Source organism: Gemmobacter sp. (assembly GCF_046292685.1).
Taxonomy (GTDB): Bacteria; Pseudomonadota; Alphaproteobacteria; order Rhodobacterales; family Rhodobacteraceae; genus Wagnerdoeblera.
Window position 1 is genome coordinate 20,100 of record NZ_JBKBQM010000005.1, and the last position, 17,595, is coordinate 37,694.

The 17,595-nt window shown below is 71.4% G+C and carries 11 protein-coding genes and 2 pseudogenes; 7 read left to right on the forward strand and 6 right to left on the reverse strand.

Annotated elements, in window-relative coordinates:
- Nucleotides 1-246: 246 nt before the first annotated feature.
- Nucleotides 247-718: pseudogene (locus ACK4S2_RS02360) on the forward strand (ParA family protein); the annotation flags it as partial.
- 1,196 nt (nt 719-1,914) lie between these two features.
- Here ACK4S2_RS02360 and ACK4S2_RS02365 read toward each other — a convergent pair.
- The 4 genes from ACK4S2_RS02365 to ilvD all read right to left on the reverse strand — a co-directional run bounded on the left by ACK4S2_RS02365 (nt 1,915) and on the right by ilvD (nt 7,545).
- Nucleotides 1,915-2,841, reverse strand: a complete 927-nt coding sequence (locus ACK4S2_RS02365) for a sugar kinase (RefSeq protein WP_409619938.1) — start codon at nt 2,839-2,841, stop codon at nt 1,915-1,917.
- Nucleotides 2,841-4,328, reverse strand: a complete 1,488-nt coding sequence (locus ACK4S2_RS02370) for a UxaA family hydrolase (RefSeq protein WP_409619940.1) — start codon at nt 4,326-4,328, stop codon at nt 2,841-2,843. Before ACK4S2_RS02370 ends, ACK4S2_RS02365 begins: the two co-directional genes overlap by 1 nt.
- Before the next feature lie 3 nt (nt 4,329-4,331).
- Entirely contained in the window at nt 4,332-5,546 is a 1,215-nt protein-coding gene (gene uxuA / locus ACK4S2_RS02375; RefSeq protein WP_409619942.1) for a mannonate dehydratase, read from the reverse strand.
- Between the two features lie 160 nt (nt 5,547-5,706).
- Complete coding sequence (ilvD, locus tag ACK4S2_RS02380; protein ID WP_409619944.1) at nt 5,707-7,545, reverse strand: dihydroxy-acid dehydratase; 1,839 nt, start codon at nt 7,543-7,545, stop codon at nt 5,707-5,709.
- Between the two features lie 167 nt (nt 7,546-7,712).
- On the opposite strand from ilvD, the gene ACK4S2_RS02385 reads away from it, so the two are divergent.
- The 3 genes from ACK4S2_RS02385 to ACK4S2_RS02395 are packed head-to-tail and all read left to right on the forward strand — an operon-like array spanning nt 7,713 to nt 10,644.
- Nucleotides 7,713-8,759, forward strand: a complete 1,047-nt coding sequence (locus ACK4S2_RS02385; RefSeq protein WP_409619946.1) for a TRAP transporter substrate-binding protein — start codon at nt 7,713-7,715, stop codon at nt 8,757-8,759.
- A gap of 53 nt (nt 8,760-8,812) precedes the next feature.
- Nucleotides 8,813-9,337: a TRAP transporter small permease gene (locus ACK4S2_RS02390; protein WP_409619948.1), complete on the forward strand. Its 525-nt coding sequence runs from the start codon at nt 8,813-8,815 to the stop codon at nt 9,335-9,337.
- Nucleotides 9,334-10,644, forward strand: a complete 1,311-nt coding sequence (locus ACK4S2_RS02395; RefSeq protein ID WP_409619950.1) for a TRAP transporter large permease — start codon at nt 9,334-9,336, stop codon at nt 10,642-10,644. Before ACK4S2_RS02390 ends, ACK4S2_RS02395 begins: the two co-directional genes overlap by 4 nt.
- A gap of 144 nt (nt 10,645-10,788) precedes the next feature.
- On the opposite strand, the gene ACK4S2_RS02400 is transcribed toward ACK4S2_RS02395, so the two are convergent.
- Both ACK4S2_RS02400 and ACK4S2_RS02405 read right to left on the reverse strand, forming a co-directional pair.
- Entirely contained in the window at nt 10,789-12,048 is a 1,260-nt protein-coding gene (locus tag ACK4S2_RS02400; RefSeq protein WP_409620054.1) for a flavin-dependent oxidoreductase, read from the reverse strand.
- A 219-nt stretch (nt 12,049-12,267) separates the two neighbouring features.
- Nucleotides 12,268-12,801 (reverse strand): annotated as a pseudogene (locus tag ACK4S2_RS02405) (NADH:flavin oxidoreductase/NADH oxidase); the annotation flags it as partial.
- Between the two features lie 263 nt (nt 12,802-13,064).
- Here ACK4S2_RS02405 and ACK4S2_RS02410 point away from each other — a divergent pair.
- From ACK4S2_RS02410 to ACK4S2_RS02420, 3 genes are all read left to right on the forward strand, one after another.
- On the forward strand, nt 13,065-15,356 hold the full coding sequence (locus ACK4S2_RS02410; RefSeq protein ID WP_409619952.1) for a DUF6044 family protein: 2,292 nt from the start codon (nt 13,065-13,067) through the stop codon (nt 15,354-15,356).
- A gap of 72 nt (nt 15,357-15,428) precedes the next feature.
- Nucleotides 15,429-16,484 carry a CDP-glucose 4,6-dehydratase gene (gene rfbG / locus ACK4S2_RS02415; RefSeq protein ID WP_409619954.1) on the forward strand — a complete coding sequence of 352 codons (1,056 nt, stop codon included), beginning with the start codon at nt 15,429-15,431 and terminating at the stop codon, nt 16,482-16,484.
- Nucleotides 16,481-17,566, forward strand: coding sequence for a Gfo/Idh/MocA family oxidoreductase (locus ACK4S2_RS02420; RefSeq protein ID WP_409619956.1), 1,086 nt, complete (start codon nt 16,481-16,483; stop codon nt 17,564-17,566). Before rfbG ends, ACK4S2_RS02420 begins: the two co-directional genes overlap by 4 nt.
- Nucleotides 17,567-17,595 lie beyond the last annotated feature (29 nt).

The window sequence follows — 17,595 nt, forward strand, 5'->3', positions numbered from 1 at the left end:
GCGCCTCCAGCTCGACCCGCACAGCCGCGCCATATTCCGCACGCAACCCGGCCTCGGTCAGTGGTGCCTGACGCATGCTGCCCCTGCCATCCTGTCTGGTCATTGCCGGCCTGCCGCCGCTTGTCGTTGTCGCCACTGTGACATCATCCGGTTTTTGGTCACCCGGCACCAGACGACGGCATTATCCACAAACACCCGCAACAATCGGAATTTTCCGGTTCAATGGTATCGGGAGACACCTTGCCTGTCACCGAATTGCGCCGCCGCCTGCGCTTTCGCGGCAAGCCGCTGCTGCCCGAACGCCCGCGGGGCCGCGCCTTGCGGGTGGCGGTGTCGAACTTCAAGGGCGGCGTCGGCAAGACCGTGGTGCCGCAGCACCTGGCCAATGCCGCCGCGCTCGACGGCTGCCGCGTGCTGGTGGTCGATTTCGACCCGCAGGCAACGCTGACGCCTTCGATGGGTCTGGTCGAGGTCAAGGCATGGAACAGGGTCTGAGGCATCATGTGCCGCGAGGCCGACCGCATCATGGAAAGCTGCGACGACCCGGCCGATTGCCCCTGCCGCGCCGCCGACGAGCTGCCCAAGGATGTGCAGGAAATCGGCACATGCGCAGGCCGGATTTCATCCGGCGCACCACCGGCCCAGCATCGACATCATCCCCTCCTGCGCCAACGCCGCCTTCGTCAAGTTCGCCAGCGCGCAATACCGTCCGCTGCACACGGTCAAGCGCGCCGATATCCGCTGCTTCGTCGGGCTGATGCAGGCCCTGGGCGATGCGCTGCCCTTTCCCGAGGCGGTGCCGCGCGACCTCGGGGGCGAGGTGGGGCGCCGCCTGGCCGGGCGCGACGGGTTGACCCTGCGTCGTCACCGGCCGGTAACACGGGCGCCGAAAGCAGCCTTGATGGATGCGCAAAACCTGCGCATACTGCACAGCATGGCCCGCACCCCGTTTGCTTCCGACCAGGAGCCCGAGTCCGACGCCGACCTGTGGTTCCTGCCGCCGGCCGAGGATCCGCCCGCCTCGCCCTTGCCGCAATCCGACCGGGCGCGCCTGTTTCCCCATGCCGAATGGCGCGCGGCCGAGGCGGCGCTGGCCCCCGACCTTGCGGCCCTCGCCTTCGATTTCGGCCGGCTGGAAGAACGCCTGCGCCGCGCGGGCCCCGGCGCGCGCCAGCGTCTGGCCTTGCAAGAGGTCGCCAGCCTCGGCTGGTGGACAGGCGACCGCCTGCCGGCCGACCGGCTGGTGCTGTGGCTCGGGCTTCAGATCGGTGCCACGGGGGCCGATGCCCAGGCGCTGGCCCGCGGCGCCTGGGCGGTGCGGCGGCTGACCGGCGGCCCCGCCCCCGTCGGCCCCGACCGCGCGCAGGCGCTGGCCACGCTTCTGGGCCTGGCCGACCCGGGGGCCGCGCGCATTGCCGAACCCTGCGAGGTGCTGGAAACGCTCGACCCGCTGCATCCGGTGGTGCAGGGGGCGGTGATGTTCCACCTCTGGCGCATCGCCGAACCCTCGCCGGCCCGCGATCTGGAGGCCGCGGTGCTGGCCTCGCGGCTGGCGGGGTCGGTCGCCGGCTCGCCGGCCTTCCTGCCGCTGGCGCTGGCCGGCTTCGGTGCGCTGACGGCACAGGGCCCGGCCGACCGGCGCCTTGCCGCCTGGATCGGTGGTGCGCATCAGGCGGTGTTCGCAGCCCTGCTGCACCTCGACCGGCTCGCGTCCTGGGCCGCCCGCGCCGCCGAGGCCACGCGCGACCTGTCGGGCCGGACGCCGCCCGCGCTCTTGCGGCTGCTGGCCGACTGGCCCAGCCTCTCGGCCCCGCTGGCCGAGGCGCAATCGGGCGCCTCGCGCGCGGCGGTGCAACGCAACCTCGACCTGTTCGCGGCGCGCGGGCTGGTGCGCGAAATCACCGGACAGGGGCGCTATCGCGTCTGGGCGGCCAAACTCTGATCCACAGCGCCCGGCACCAGCGCGCCGCGCGCCCCGATCACCCGGGCCGCCACCTGCATCGCCGCCTGCGCCGCATCGGCCAGCGGCCGGCCGCTGGCCAGCCCGGCCAGGAACACGCCGGCAAAGCTGTCGCCTGCCGCCGTGGTATCGACCACCTGCGCCACCGGCATTGCGGGCAAGGTCTCCACGCCGTCGCCGCTGCGCAGCGTCAGCGGCTCGGCGCCGTTCTTCACCGCCACCACCTGCGCGCCAAGTGCGGCATAGCGCGCCGCGGTCGCCTGGGGCGTGGCATCGCCGAACAGGGCGGTTTCCTCGTCGAACGAGGGCAACACCACATCGGCGACCGAGGCGCCAAGCCGCAACCCCGCCTGCATCGCCGCCGTGCCTTCCCACAGCCGCGGCCGCAGGTTGGTGTCAAAGCTGACCAGCGCCCCGCCCGCCCGCGCCTGCGCCAGCGCCGCGCACAGCGTCGCGCGGCCCTCGGGCGGCAGGATGGCCAGCGTGATGCCGGAAAAATGAATGACCCGCCGCCCCGCCAGCACGCCTGCCAGCCAGGCAGGGTCTTCGGCCAGCATCCGCGCCGCCGACTGGCCGCGCCAATAGCTGAAGCTGCGCTCGCCCGCCGCCAGCGTGATGAGATACAGCCCCACCGTCCGGTCTTCGCGCTGGCGGATGCTGCCGGTGCCGATGCCTTCGCCGGCCATGAAATCCAGCATCGCTGCCGAAATCGCATCGCGGCCGACCTGGGTTGCGTAATCCACCGTCCAGCTTGCGGGCAAGGCGCGGCGCGCATACCAGGCGGCGTTGAACGTATCGCCGGCAAAGCCCTGGCGCAGCAGCCCGCCATCGGCCGGGGCCAGTTCCACCATGCATTCGCCAAGCGCCAGAAAGCTGCCCATCACAGCACCGCGCCGACCTGCCAGGGCACGAATTCGTCGTCGCCCAGGCCCTGCGCCTCGGATTTCGTCGCCTCGCCCGAGGCCTGCCGCAACCACATCGCGTAAATCTCGCGCCCCACCGCCTCGATCGAGGCGCCTTCGCCGACGATCCGCCCCGCGTCCAGGTCGATATCGTCGCCTTGCCGGCGGAACAGCTCGGTGTTGCTGGAAATCTTCATCGACGGCGCGGGCTTGGCGCCAAAGGCCGACCCGCGCCCGGTGGTAAACGCGATCAGCGTGCACCCCGAGGCGATCTGCCCGGTGACGCTGGCGGGGTCGTAGCCGGGGCTGTCCATGAACACGAAGCCCCGCGCGGTAATGGGTTCGGCATAGCGATAGACCCCGGTCAGGGGCGAGGTGCCGCCCTTGGCCGCCGCCCCCAGCGACTTTTCCAGAATCGTGGTCAGACCCCCGGCCTTGTTGCCGGGGCTGGGGTTGTTGTCCATGCTGCCGCCGTGGCGGGCGGTGTAATCTTCCCACCAGCGCACCAGCCCGACCAGCCGTTCGCCCACCGCCGGGCTGACGGCCCGCGCCGTCAGCAGGTGTTCGGCGCCGTAGATCTCGGGCGTTTCCGCCAGCACGCCGGTGCCGCCTTGCGCCACCAGCAGGTCGCAGGCATGCCCCAGCGCCGGGTTGGCGGTGATGCCCGAAAGCCCGTCCGACCCGCCGCATTGCAGGCCGACCATCAGGTCCGACACCGGGCAGGGCTCGCGCCGGGCGGCGTTCACCAGCGGCAACATCTCCTCGACGATGCGGATGCCGGCCTCGACCGTGCGCCGCAGGCCGCCCATGTCCTGAATGTTCATGGTGCGGAACAAGGGGCCCGGCGTCAGGCCGTGCGCCTCGATCAGCCAGTCGATCTGCATCATCTCGCAGCCGAGCCCCGCCATCAGCACGCCGCCGACATTGGGGTTGCGGGCATAGCCCCACAGCACCCGCTGCAGGATCTCCAGCCCCGTGCCGTCGCCGCCCATGCCGCAGCCGGTGCCGTGGACAAAGGCCGTGACGCCATCGACATTGGGGTATTCGGCCAGCCGTTCGGGGGTGAAGTGCCGCGCGATCATCCGCGCGGCGGTGGCCGAACAGTTCACGCTGGTCAGCACCGCGATGTGGTTGCGCGTGCCCGCCCGCCCATGCGCCCGCCGGTAGCCCATGAAGGTATCCTGCACCGCCGCCGGCGCCACCGGGCGCAGGTTGCTGGCAAAGCGATGCGCCACCTGCGCGGCGCGGAACCCGAGGTTATGCGTGTGCACATGCTGCCCGGGGGCGATGTCGGCCAGGGCATAGCCGATCACCTGCGCGTATTTGCGCACCGCCTCGCCCTGTGCGATGGGCTCCACCGCCATCTTGTGCCCGCGCGCGATCGCCTCGGCCGCACCGCCCTCGCCCGCGGCCAGCGCCCGGGTGGCCACCGCGACGTTGTCGGCCGCATCCAGCCGCAGCAGCATCGCTCAGCCCCCCTGCACCATCGGATGCGACAGCGCGGTCATGATCCCGCGCAGCTCGGCCAGCCCGCGCATCCGCCCGATGGTTGGATAGCCCGGCTGCCCCTTGCGGCGCAGATCGTCCAGGATGTCCTGCCCGTGGTCGGGGCGGAAGGGGATGTCGGCATCCGCCCGCCCCGCCGCGCGGCGCCGCCGCTCCTCGGCCAGGATCGCGGCGATCACTGCCACCATGTCGGTGCCGCCTTCCAGGTGCATCGCCTCGTAGAACGAATTGCGCAGGTCGCTTCCTTCCAGCGTGACGTTGCGCAGATGCACGAAATGCACCCGGTCGGCCAGCGCGGCCATCATCGCCGGCAGGTCGTTGTCGGGCCGGGCGCCGAAACTGCCGGTGCAGAAGGTCACGCCGTTCGCCGGCACATCCACCGCCTCCAGCACCGCGCGGTAATCGGCCAGCGTGGACATCACCCGCGGCAGACCCAGCAGCGGAAACGGCGGGTCGTCGGGGTGGCAGCACAGCCGCAGGCCCAGGCTTTCGGCCACCGGCGCCACCTCGGCCAGGAAATCCACCAGGTTCGCGCGCAACCGTTCGGCACTGATCCGGTCGTATTCCGCCAGATGCCGGCGCACATCCTCCAGGGTGAAGCTTTCGGCCGCCCCCGGCAGGCCGAACACCACGTTGCGCGCCAGCGCCGCGCGGGCCGCATCGTCCATCGCGGCGAAGCGTTGCGCGGCCAGGTTCTGCAAAGGCTCGGGGTAATCCTCGGCCGCGCCGGGCCGCGCGAGGATATGAATGTCGAAAGCCGCGAAATCCGGCAGATCGAAGCGCATGCAGGTGGCCCCGCTGGGCCGCCGCCAGGCCAGATCGGTGCGCGTCCAGTCCAGCACCGGCATGAAGTTGTAGCACACAACCGGAATGCCCGCCGCCGCCAGATGGTGCAGGCTGGTCTTCCAGTTTGCCAGATGCGCGCGCCAGTCGCCTTTCTGCTTCTTGATGTCTTCCGACACCGGCAGCGATTCCACCACCTCCCACGCGAGGCCCGAAGGCGACCCGTCGGCCTTGCGCGCGATCAGCGCCTGCCGGGCGGCGATCTCCTCCGGGGTCCAGACCGCGCCGGTCGGCACATGGTGCAAGGCGGTCACCACGCCTTCGACCCCGCATTGCAGCATGTCCTCGACCGAGGCCAAGTCCCTGGGCCCGAACCACCGCCAGGTTTGCCGCATGCTGTCCCCCCGCGCCGCGCCCGCCACCGGGCCGATCTTTCGTCCGCGGTTTTACACCAGGGCAGGGCGGTTGACTAGCATATTAGTATATCAGATGCCCGGCCCCCGCGCGAAAACCGGGCCGGCGGCGCGGCCCGGTTGCGCGCGGGGTCACGCCGGCCTACTCCGGCAGGCGGCGCACCGCGCCCTTGTCGGCCGAGGTGGCGAAATACGCATAGGCCTTCAGCGCCGGGGTCACGTTGCGCTTGCGCGGCGCGGCCGGTTGCCAGCCCCTGGCATCCTGTTCGGCGCGGCGCGCGGCCAGTTCGGCCTCGGGCACCGCCAGGCGGATGCTGCGCGCGGGAATGTCGATCTCGATCCGGTCGCCGTCGCGCACCAGGCCGATGGCGCCGCCCGCCGCCGCCTCGGGGCTGACATGCCCGATCGACAGGCCCGAGGTGCCGCCCGAAAACCGCCCGTCGGTGACCAGCGCGCAGGCCTTGCCCAGCCCTTTCGATTTCAGGTAGCTGGTCGGATACAGCATTTCCTGCATCCCCGGCCCGCCTTTCGGCCCTTCATAGCGGATGACCACCACGTCGCCTTCCTTCACCCCGCCGTTCAGGATGCCATAGACCGCGGCATCCTGGCTTTCGAACACCTTGGCCGGGCCGGCAAAGACCAGGATCGATTCGTCCACGCCGGCCGTCTTCACGATGCAGCCGTCCGGCGCCAGGTTGCCCGACAGCACCGCCAGCCCGCCATCCTTGGAGAACGGGGTTTGCGCCGAACGGATCACGCCCTTGGTGCGGTCCAGGTCCAGCGAAGGCCATTTCGACGACTGGCTGAAGGCGGTTTGCGTCGGCACCCCGCCGGGGGCGGCCAGGAACAGCTCTTGCGCAGCGGGGTTGTTGGATTTGGCGATGTCCCACTGGTCGATGGCGGCGCCGATGGTCGGGGCATGCACCGTCGGGCAGTCGCGGTGGATCAGCCCGGCGCGGTCCAGCTCGCCCAGAATGGCCATGATGCCGCCGGCGCGGTGCACGTCCTCGATATGCACATCGGCCTTGTTCGGCGCCACCTTGCACAGGCAGGGCACCCGGCGCGACATGCGGTCGATGTCGGCCATGGTGAAATCGACCCCGCCTTCCTGCGCCGCCGCCAGGATGTGCAGCACCGTGTTGGTGGACCCGCCCATGGCGATGTCCAGCGCGATGGCGTTTTCGAAGGCCTGTTTCGTGGCGATGTTGCGCGGCAGCACCGAGTCGTCGCCTTGCTCGTAATAGCGCTTGCACAGCTCCACCGCGCGGCGCCCGGCCTCCAGGAACAGGGTCTTGCGATAGGCGTGGGTGGCCAGCGTGGACCCGTTGCCCGGCAACGAGAACCCCAGCGCCTCGGTCAGGCAGTTCATCGAGTTGGCGGTGAACATGCCGCTGCACGACCCGCAGGTGGGGCAGGCCGCCTGTTCGATCGCCGCCAGATCCGCATCGGAAACCTTGTCGTCGGCGGCCGCGACCATGGCATCCACCAGGTCGATGGCGATGGTGCGCCCGTCGCCCAGCGTGACCTTGCCCGCCTCCATCGGCCCGCCCGACACGAAGACCGCCGGAATGTTCAGCCGCATCGTTGCCATCAGCATGCCGGGGGTGATCTTGTCGCAGTTGGAAATGCACACCATCGCGTCGGCGCAATGGGCATTGACCATGTATTCCACGCTGTCGGCGATGAGCTCGCGCGAAGGCAGCGAATACAGCATCCCGTCATGGCCCATCGCAATGCCGTCGTCCACCGCGATGGTGTTGAACTCCTTGGCGATCCCGCCCGCCGCCTCGACCTCGCGCGCCACCATCTGGCCCAGATCCTTCAGGTGGACATGCCCCGGCACGAACTGGGTAAAGCTGTTGACGATGGCGATGATCGGCTTGCCGAAATCGCTGTCCTTTACCCCGGTCGCGCGCCACAGGCCGCGGGCGCCGGCCATGTTGCGGCCGTGGGTGGTCGTGCGGGAACGATAGGCTGGCATCGGGTGTCCTCCAGGGATCGGCTGGGCCACCAGATGCCCCCCAATGCGCAGGGAATCAAGCCCGCGCGCGACCTGCGCGCTGTTTTCGCGTTGACCTGCGGGGCGGCGCGGCTAACCTGCGGGTCCGGGCCGCCGGCCCCAACGATCACGCCTTCGGGAGGATGACCATGACCACGACCACCCTGACCCGCCGCGCCCTCGCGGGTGCCGCGGCGCTCGCGCTCTCGCTCGGCCTTGGCGCCACCGCCGCCAGCGCACAGGACTTCGTGCTGAAGCTGCACCAGTTCCTGCCGGCGCAGGCCCCGGTTCCGGCCGGCGTCCTCGTGCCCTGGATGGAAAAGATCGAGAAGGACTCGAACGGCCGCATCAAGTTCGAACATTACCCCGCCATGCAGCTTGGCGGCCGCCCCGGCGAGCTGATCGACCAGGTGATCGACGGCGTGGCCGATGTGGTCTGGACCCTGCCGGGCTACACCCCCGGCCGCTTCCCGCGCACCGAGGTGATGGAACTGCCCTTCATGATGACCAACGCCGAGGCCGCCTCGCGCGCCTTCTGGGAGCTCGGCGCCAAACACATGATGGACACCGAACTGAAGGACGTGAAGGTCATCGGCCTCTGGACCCACGGCCCCGGCCTGATCCACTCCAAGACGCCGATCGTCACCCCCGACGACCTCAAGGGCGTGAAACTGCGCGCCCCCACCCGCGTCACCAACATGATGGCCACCGCGCTGGGGGCCACCGCCGTCGGCATGCCGGTGCCCGCGGTGCCCGAATCGCTGTCCAAGGGCGTGATCGACGCCACCATCCTGCCGTGGGAAGTCACCGGAGCGCTGAAAACTTCGGAACTGGTCAGGAACCACACCGAGTTTCCGGGCGCGCCGCTTTACACCTCGTCCTTCCTGCTGGCGATGAACAAGGCCACCTACGACAAGCTGCCCGACGACCTGAAGGCGGTGATCGACGCCAACTCCGGCGCCGATTTCAGCGCCAATGCCGGCCGCGTCAGCCAGGCCGCCGATGACGGCGCGCGCGACATCGCGGTCAAGCTGGGCAACAACATCATCCAGCTGACCCCCGAACAGATCGCGCTGTGGAAAGCCGGCGCCGCCGGAACCATCGACACCTGGATCGCCGAAAGCGCCAAGGCCGGGTTCGACGGCAAGGCCCTGGTGGACGAGGCCCGCGCCCTGATCGCGCAATACACCAAATGACAGGTCCGGGCGGGCCGCGCCCCGGCCCGCCCGCGCCGCCCCCGGAGCCGCGGATGGATCGCCTCGCCCATACCCTTGCGCGCCTCGCCGCCCTCGCCGGCGGTCTGGTGCTGGCCGTGCTGGTGGTGATGACCTGCCTGTCGATCACCGGCCGCGCCTTCGCCTTTGCCGGGCTCGGCCCCGTGCCCGGCGATTTCGAACTGGTCGAGGCCGGCATCGCCTTTGCCGTCTTTGCCTTCCTGCCCTGGTGCATCCTCAACGCCGGCCATGCCACGGTGGATATCTTCACCAACGGGCTGTCGGTGCAGGTCAACCGCCTGCTGCTGGCATTCTGGGAACTGGTCATGGCCGCGGTCATGGCGCTGCTGGCCTGGCGGCTTTACGAAGGGCTGCTCGGCAAGCTGAAGAACGGCGAAACCACCTTTCTGCTGCAATTCCCGGTCTGGTGGGCCTATGCCGCCTGCCTTGTGCCGGCGGTGCTGGGGGTGCTGGTGGCGCTGTGGTCGGCCTGCGACCGCACCCGCGCCCTGGCCACCCGCCGCGATACCCGCGCCGTCAAGCCCGAGGTGTCGCATTGAGCAACATCGAAATCGGGCTCTGGGCGTTTCCGGTTCTGCTGGGCATGATCTTCCTGCGCGCGCCCATCGGGCTTGCGATGCTGGTCTGCGGGTTGGGGGGCATGTGGCTCATCACCGGCAGCCCCAACATGGTGCTGTCCAAGCTCAAGACCGAAACCTACACCACCTTTTCCAGCTACTCGCTTTCCATCGTGCCGATCTTCCTGCTCATGGGGCACCTGGCGGGCATCGGCGGGCTCAGCCGCGCGCTGTTCAAGGCGGCCGAGGCCTGGCTCGGCCACCTGCGCGGCGGCACGGCGATGGCCTCGGTCGGGGCCTGCGCCGGCTTTGGCGCCATCTGCGGCTCGTCGCTGGCCACCGCGGCGACGATGGCGCAGGTGGCGCTGCCGGAACTCAAGCGCGCTGGCTATGCCGGCGGGCTCTCCACCGCCACGCTGGCGGCCGGGGGCACGCTGGGCATCCTGATCCCGCCGTCGGTGGTGCTGGTGGTCTATGCCACGCTGACCGAACAGAACATCGCCAAGCTGTTTCTGGCCGCCTTCGTGCCGGGGCTGCTGGCGGCACTGGGCTACATGCTGGTCATCGCGCTTTACGTGCGGCTCTACCCCGCGCAGGCGGGCCGCGCGCCGCGCCTGGCCCTTGCCGAACGGCTGGCGGCCACCCTCGCCGTCTGGCCGGTGATCGTGATCTTCGTGGCGGTGGTCGGCGGCATCTACACCGGCATCTTCACCCCCACCGAAGGCGCCAGCGTCGGCGCGCTCGGCACCGGGCTGGTGGCCTGGGCCTCGGGGCAGCTCGACTGGGCGCGGTTCCGCGCCGCCATTCTCGCCACCGCCTCGGGCACGGCGATGATCTTCTTCATCGTGCTGGGGGCGGCGTTCTTCAACGCCTTCCTGGCGCTCAGCCAGGTGCCGCAGGCGATTTCCGCCTGGGTCGTCGAGCAGGGCTTTGCGCCGATGACGGTGCTGTTCCTGGTGCTGCTGATCTACCTCGTGCTCGGCTGCGTGATGGACAGCCTGTCGATGATCCTGCTGACCGTCCCGATCTTCTTTCCGGTGATGACCGCGCTGGATTTCGGCATGTCCACCGAACACATGGCCATCTGGTTCGGCATCCTCGTGCTGATCGTGGTCGAGGTCGGGCTGATAACGCCGCCGGTCGGGCTCAACCTGTTCGTCATCAACGCGATGGATCGCGACACCCCGATCCGCGCCACCTGGGGCGCGGTGCTGTGGTTCGTCGGGTCCGACCTGCTGCGCGTGGTGGTGCTGGCGCTGTTTCCGGGCATCGTGCTGTTTTTGCTCTGACCGGGCGCGGTGGGGCCGCGCGGCGCCGGGCAGGGCAGGGCGCCCCGGGGTGCCAGGGGGGGCCAAAGGTTAAGGCTTCGTGAAAACGCGCCGCCAAGCCCTTGATCTTGCTGGGGTCGGCCTGTGTCCCTCGGGGGGACAGGCTCAGCCCTCCACCGGCCCCAGGATCGGCGGGGCCGCGTTCAGCGCCTCGATGCTGAAGCCCGCCAGCCGCTTGTAATGCTCGGCATGGGCGGCCAGTTCGGCCCGCGGGATCACCGCCTCGATATCGTCGAACACGCCGCCGCAGCGGTCCTCCACCATCTGCATCACCGCGTCCGGCCCCTTGCCCCGGTTGGCCAGCCCCACCGCCGTGGTCCGGGGGCGCACCTGCGCCTCATAGGCCGCCAGCGCCGCCGGGGTGGGGCCAAGGCGGCGGACCTCTGCCCCGATCACCCTTGCATCCACGATCGCCTGGCTCGCCCCGTTCGAGCCGACCGGATAGGTCGGGTGCGCCGCGTCGCCCATCAGGGTCACGCGGCCTTCGGTCCAGCGGGGCAGGGGGTCGCGGTCCACCATCGGGTATTCATAGACCTCCGCCGCCCCGGCGATCAGCGCGGGCACGTCCAGCCAGTCGAAGCGCCAGTCGGCAAAGGCGGGGGCAAAGTCGGCCAGGTCGGCGCGGCGGTTCCAGTCCTCGCGGTTCCAGCCCGCGCCCGGGTCGCGGCGCAGCTCGGCAATCCAGTTCATCGTGACCAGCCCGGTGGCCGGATCGGGGGCCGAGATCGGGTAGGCCACGATGCGCTGGCTGTCGTGCCCCGCCAGCGCCATCGCCGCCCCGCCGAAGAATTCGGGCGCCGGCGTGGTGCCGCGCCACAGGATCGCGCCTTTCCAGATCGGCGGCCCTTCCTCGGGGAACATCTGCGCCCGCAAGGCGGAATGGATGCCGTCGGCCGCCACGATCAGGGCGCCTTCCTCCACCCGCGGGCCGTCCTCGGTGGTCAGGTGCAGCCGGGCGGCATCGGCCCCGGTCTCGAACCGCGCCGCCCGCGCGCCGGTCACCAGGCACCCTGTGCCCGCCCGCGCCACCAGCGTTTCGGCCAGCAGCATCTGCAGCCGCCCGCGGTGGATCGAATACTGCGGCCAGCGATAGCCCGCCGCCAGCCCGCGCGGTTCTTCCCAGATCGGCCGGCCGGTCCTGGAATAGAACCCGTATTGCCGGGTGCGCACCCCGATCCGGTCCAGATCGGGCCCAAGCCCCAGGTCCAGCAGCTCGCGCACCGCGTTGGGTTGCAGGTTGATCCCCACGCCCAGCGGCCGCAAGGCGCGCACCGCCTCGAACACCCGGAAGGGCACGCCGACCTGGTGCAGCGTCAGCCCCAGCGTCAGCCCGGCGATTCCGGCCCCGGCGATCAGAACGGTCATGGCAAGCCCTCCTCCTCGGTCCCGGCGGCAGGTTAGGCGATGGCGCCCGGTCTGGCCAGCGCCGCCCTTGCCCCCGCGTTCATCCGCGCAGCAAGGCCGCGCGCCGCGCCGGCCACCAGCCGTGCTGCGGCGGCCAGGGCGCGTAATCCTCGCCCTCCAGCGTGCGGCGGGCATGCAGCGGCCAGTTCGGGTTTTCCAGCGCGTCGCGGCCGATGCGATGAGGTCGGCCGCGCCGGATTGCAGGATGGCCTCGGCCTGTTCGGCGCCGGGGATCAGGCCGACGGCCATGGTCGGGATGCCCGCCCCTTCGCGCACCGCCTGCGCGTAAGGCACCTGGAACCCCGGCCCGCGCGGCGCAAGGCCGCTGGTCGCGGCGCCGAGGATCCCGCCCGAGGAACAGTCGATCACATCCACCCCCACAGCCTTCGGCGCGCGGGCCAGGGCGACGGTATCGGCCAGCTCCAGCCCGCCGGCGACATGATCCACGGCCGAGACGCGCACGAACAGCGGGCGATCCTCGGGCCAGACGGCGCGGACGGCCGCGGCAACCTCCAGCACGAAACGCATCCGCCTCGCGGCATCGACGAAACCGGCCGCGATGGCGGCAAGGTCGGCGGGCGTCATTTCCAGCGGCACGGGCAGGCCCGGCCCCATCGCCAGCGCCGAGGGCGCCAGCACCGGCCAGGGCGCCTCGGCCCGCGCGGCCACATCGGCAGCGGACAGCGGCTTGCCGCCGTGGAAAGGGCGCTGCATCGACCCATTGCGCCCGGCATGCGCCAGCTGGATGCCGATGGCCGCCCCTTGCGAATGGACGAAATCGACGACCCGGGCCAGGGGGGGCCACCTGCGCCAGCGCGCTTGCGGCGCGGGTGCACAGGTCCAGACTTTGCCCAAAGGAAACCGGCATGAGCTGGAACCCCACGCTTGCCCCCCGGTTGCCCCGACGAGATCGGCACCGACGCCATCGAAACGCTCATCATCCCGCGCGCCCGCACCCGCATGCCGGGCTGGACACGGTGACCTACCTGTATTCCGGGCATTTCCGGCACCGCGACAGTCTGGGCCCCGACCAGATCATCCGCCCCGGCGCGGTGACCTGGATGGTGGCGGGGCGCGGGGTCACGCATTCGGAGCGCTCGACGGCAGAGTCGCACCAGGCGCCGCAATCGCTGCTCGGGACCCGGACCCGGATCGCCTTGCCCGAAAGCGCCGAGGACATGGCCCCCGCGTTCGAGCACCACGGCAAGGACAGCCTGCCGGGGCTGGCGGCCGACGGCGCCAGCGCCCGGTTGATTCTGGGCCGGGCCTGTGGCGCAGCGGCGCCGGCGACGCTGTGTTCCGACGCCTTCTATCTGGCTGTCGTTCTGGTGCCAGGCGTGCGCTTTCCCTTGCCGGACGATCACGAGAGCCGGGGGATTTACGTGGTGCAAGGCGCGGCCACCACCGCCGGCCACAGCTGCAAGACCGGGCGGATGATGGTGTCTCGTCCTGGCGATGCGATTACCGTCGGGGCCGGGCCGCAAGGCGCACGGTTGATGGCGCTGGGGCGAAGGGCCGTTCGACCTGCCGGCCGGAGACCGCGAGGCGATCATTCCGCGGCCAGGCAGCGCGCTTGGCTCTTGTGTTGCGCGGGCGGCGGCGCCACACCGGCAGCCGGAGCCCCGCGACCGAGACCGCCGATGCCGTTTGCCGCCTTGCGCGCCCACCGCCTGTTCCTGCTGCTGCTGGCGGCGCGCTTTGCCGTGCCGCTGGCGCTGTGGGGCAGCATCGCCGCCGGGGTGCACGACAACCTGGATTCCGAGGTGGTGTATTCCGCCGTGATCGGCCGGTTCTGGGCCGCGGGCGCCGACCCGGCGGCGTTTTCGGTGTTTCTGGGCGGTGTGCTGGGCTGGGCCGATTTTGCCCGCACCTTGCAGCCGCTGGGGCTGCTGTATGCGGCCTTTCCGCCAGTCTGGGCCTATGCGCTGACCGAGGCGGGGTTGCTGGTGCTGGCCTATGCCGGCTTTCGGGTGCTGCTGGCCACGCTGGGGCTGCACGGCGGGGCGGCGCTGGCCTGCCTTGCGGCCTTCGGGCTGTCGTATTCCAGCTATGGGGCGGGGCTGGCCGGGGCGCCCTTGATGCTGGCGCTGGTGTTCCGGGCCGGGCGGGTGCGGCCGTGGGAATGGGGCGCGGCGGCGCTGCTGGGGCTGAACAGCGCCTTTGCGCTGCATGCGCTGTTCCTGCCGGTGGCGGCACTGGCACTGGCGGCGATGCTGGGGCGCTGGCCGGGGGCAGGGCGGATCGGGCTGCTTGCGGCCTATCTGGGGGCTGCGCTGGCGGCTTCGGCGGGGTTGGTGCTGTCGGTGCTGTCGGGGGTGCCGTCGCACCGGGCGGACTGGGTGCCGGTGCTGCCAACGGCGCCGCTGGCCGAATGGGTGGCCGGGACGCTGGCCAACCTGGCCACGCTGGGCAGCGCCTACCACGCCATTGTCACGCCGGCGCTGCATGTGCCGGTGATCCTGGTGGCGGCGCTGTGGGCCGGGCGGCGGCGGGCGGCGCTGGTGGTGGCGGGGTTCGTGGCGCTGGCGGTGGCGGTGCGGCTGGCCGAGCCGCTGGCGGCCTTGCACCTGGGGCCGCTGGGGTCGATCCAGTGGCACCGCTTCTTGCTGTTCGCGCCGCTGCTGGTGCTGGTGCTGGCGGCGATGGTGCCGGGGCGGGCGGTGCGGTGGGCGGTGGCAGTCTCGCTGGGGCTGGCGGTGCTGGCGGGCATGGGCTTTGGCCCGGCGGCGCTGAAAGCGGCGGTGCCGGCCGGGCAGGTCGCCGCCATCCGCGCCACGCTGAAGGCGGAGGGCCGCGGTGCGGCCTTGCGGCAGGCGGGGGCGGCGCTGGCTGCGCTTGGCCCGGCGGATCTGGCCCGCGGGGTGGAAACCTGGGGCCGGCACACCCGGCCGGCCGCCTATGCCTGCCTGGCCGCCGCCTTGCCGCCGGGGGCAGGGCGGGTGCTGTCCTATGGCCCCGATCCGATGCTGGCGCCGCTGCACGGCATCGCGGCCATCGACGGGTATCACAACTATTACCCTCTGGCCTACAAGCGCGCCTTCCGCCCGGTGATCGCCGACCGGCTGGCGGCCGACCCCGCGCTTGCGGCCTATTTCGACCTTTGGGGCAGCCGCATCGGCACGCTGGCCGACCGCGGCCCGGATGTGCCGCCCGACTGGGCCGCGGCCACGCGGCTGGGCGCCACCCATGTGATCGCCGACCGCGAGGTGCCGGGCCTGCCGCGGGTGGCCACCTGCGACGGGTTGCAGCTGTACCGCATCGCGCCCTGACGCCGCAGGCGGGATCGCGGCTTGACGCAGCGCGCGACGCGCCCCAGAACGGCCCGAAAGCAGGGGGAAAGCATGGCCAAGGCCGAGTTCTGGCGCGGGCGCCGGGTGTTGGTGACCGGGCACACCGGGTTCAAGGGCGGCTGGCTGGCGCTGTGGCTGGCGCGGATGGGGGCCGAGGTGCATGGCCTGGCCTTGCCGCCCGACACCGCCCCGGCGCTGCACGACCTGGCGCGCGTGGGCGAACGGGTGGCGGGCCGGATGCTGGACATCACCGATGCGCCGGCGCTGGCCCGGACCGTGGCCGAGATCGCCCCCGAGGTGGTGTTTCACCTGGCCGCGCAGCCGCTGGTGCGGCTGTCGCACGACGAACCGCTGCGCACCTTTGCCACCAACGTTATGGGCACCGCCAACCTGCTGGAGGCCTGCCGCGCCGTTGCCCCCTTGCGCGCGGTGGTGGTGGTGACCACCGACAAGGTCTACGAAAACCGCGAATGGGTCTGGCCCTATCGTGAAAGCGACCCGCTGGGCGGCAAGGATCCCTACTCTGCCTCGAAATCGGCGGCGGAAATGGCGGTGCTGGCCTGGCGGCGCAGCTATTTCGAGCGCGCCGGCGTGCCGGTCGTGACCGCGCGCGGCGGCAATGTGATCGGCGGGGGCGATTGGTCGGCCGACCGGCTGGTGCCCGACCTGTTCCGCGCCCTGGCCGCCCGCCGCGCGCTGGAAATCCGCGCCCCTGCCTCGGTCCGGCCCTGGCAGCACGCGCTGGTGCTGTGCCACGGCTATCTGGACCTGGCCGAAGCGGCGATCGACGGCAGGGTGCCGGGCGAAGGGGCCTGGAACTTTGGCCCCCTGCCGCCCGACTGCGTGCCCGTGGCCGCGCTGCTGGACCGTTTCGCCGCCGCAGGCGTGGCGCCGGGGGTGCGCGTGGTACCGGGCGACGGCAAACCCGAAGCGCGGATGCTGGCGCTGGACAGCGCCAGGGCCCGGGCCGAACTGGGCTGGCGCCCGGCGCTGGAGCTGGCCGAGGCGGTGGAATGGACCGCGCGCTGGTATCTGGCCGCCGCCGCCGGGGCCGACATGCAGGCCGAGACGCTGGCCCAGATCGACGCCTACGCGGGCCGGCTGTGAGCGGCGTTGCCATTGTCGGCGGCGGTCGCTGGGCGCGGGTGCTGGGGTCGGTGCTGGCGCGGATCGACCCGGGGCCGGTCTCGGTGTGTTCGCCGGGCAACCCGGCGGCCTGGGCCGACCGCCCGCAAGGCTGGCGGATGGCCGGGCTGGATGCGATCTGGCGCGATGCGGGCATTGCCCATGTGCTGATCGCCCGCCGTGCGCGCGACCATGCCGAAACCGTGCTGGCCGCGCTGGCGGCGGGCAAGGCGGTGCTGGTGGAAAAGCCCTTTTGCCTGACCCGGGCCGAGGCGGATGCCATTCTGGCCGCCGGCGGCACCTGCCGGACCGGCCTTGTGTTTCTGCACGCAGGCTACCTTGCCCGCTTTCGCGCCGCCGTTCTGGCCGCAGGCCGGCCGCAGCACCTGGTGCTGACCTGGTCCGACCCCACGTCCGAGCATCGCCACGGCGCCGCCAAGACGCATGATGCCAGCCTGAACGTGGTGCAGGATGTGCTGCCGCATGCCTGGTCGGTGCTGCGCCCGCTGTTGCCGGCAGACCCGGCGCTGACCGCCGCCGCCATCGCCGATGGCGGTGCGCGGGTGGACCTGACCTGGCAGGCGGGCGATGCAACCGCGGAAATCCGCCTGTGCCGGGGGGCTGCGCAACGCGTGCGGCACCTGGCGCTGAGCGGCGCGGGGCTGGAGGCGGCGCTGGACTTTGCCGCCGAACCCGGCGCCGCCATGCTGAACGGCGCCCCGCTGGACGTGGCCGCCGGCCACGCCAGCCCGCTGGAGGCCGAGTTGCGCGGCTTTCTGGCCGGGGCCATGCACCCGCTGGCCGATGTGGCGCAGGCGGTGCAGGCGCTGGACCTGACGCTGGCGGCAATGGCGCGCATCCGCCCCTTGCAGGCGCAGGCGATCCGGGCCGGCCATGCCGGGGCCTTGCGCGAGGTGGCGCTTGGCGGCATCGCCGGCGACGGCCGCCCGGCCGCGCGCGCCGACATCGCGCGCTGGCTGGGTCTTGCCGAAGACGCGCCTGCCTTCAACGCCGCGTGGACAGCCGCCTTTCCGCCGGATATGAGCGGCGGGAAAGGCCGCTGACCGGCGCGGCACCCATACCCAGAGGCATT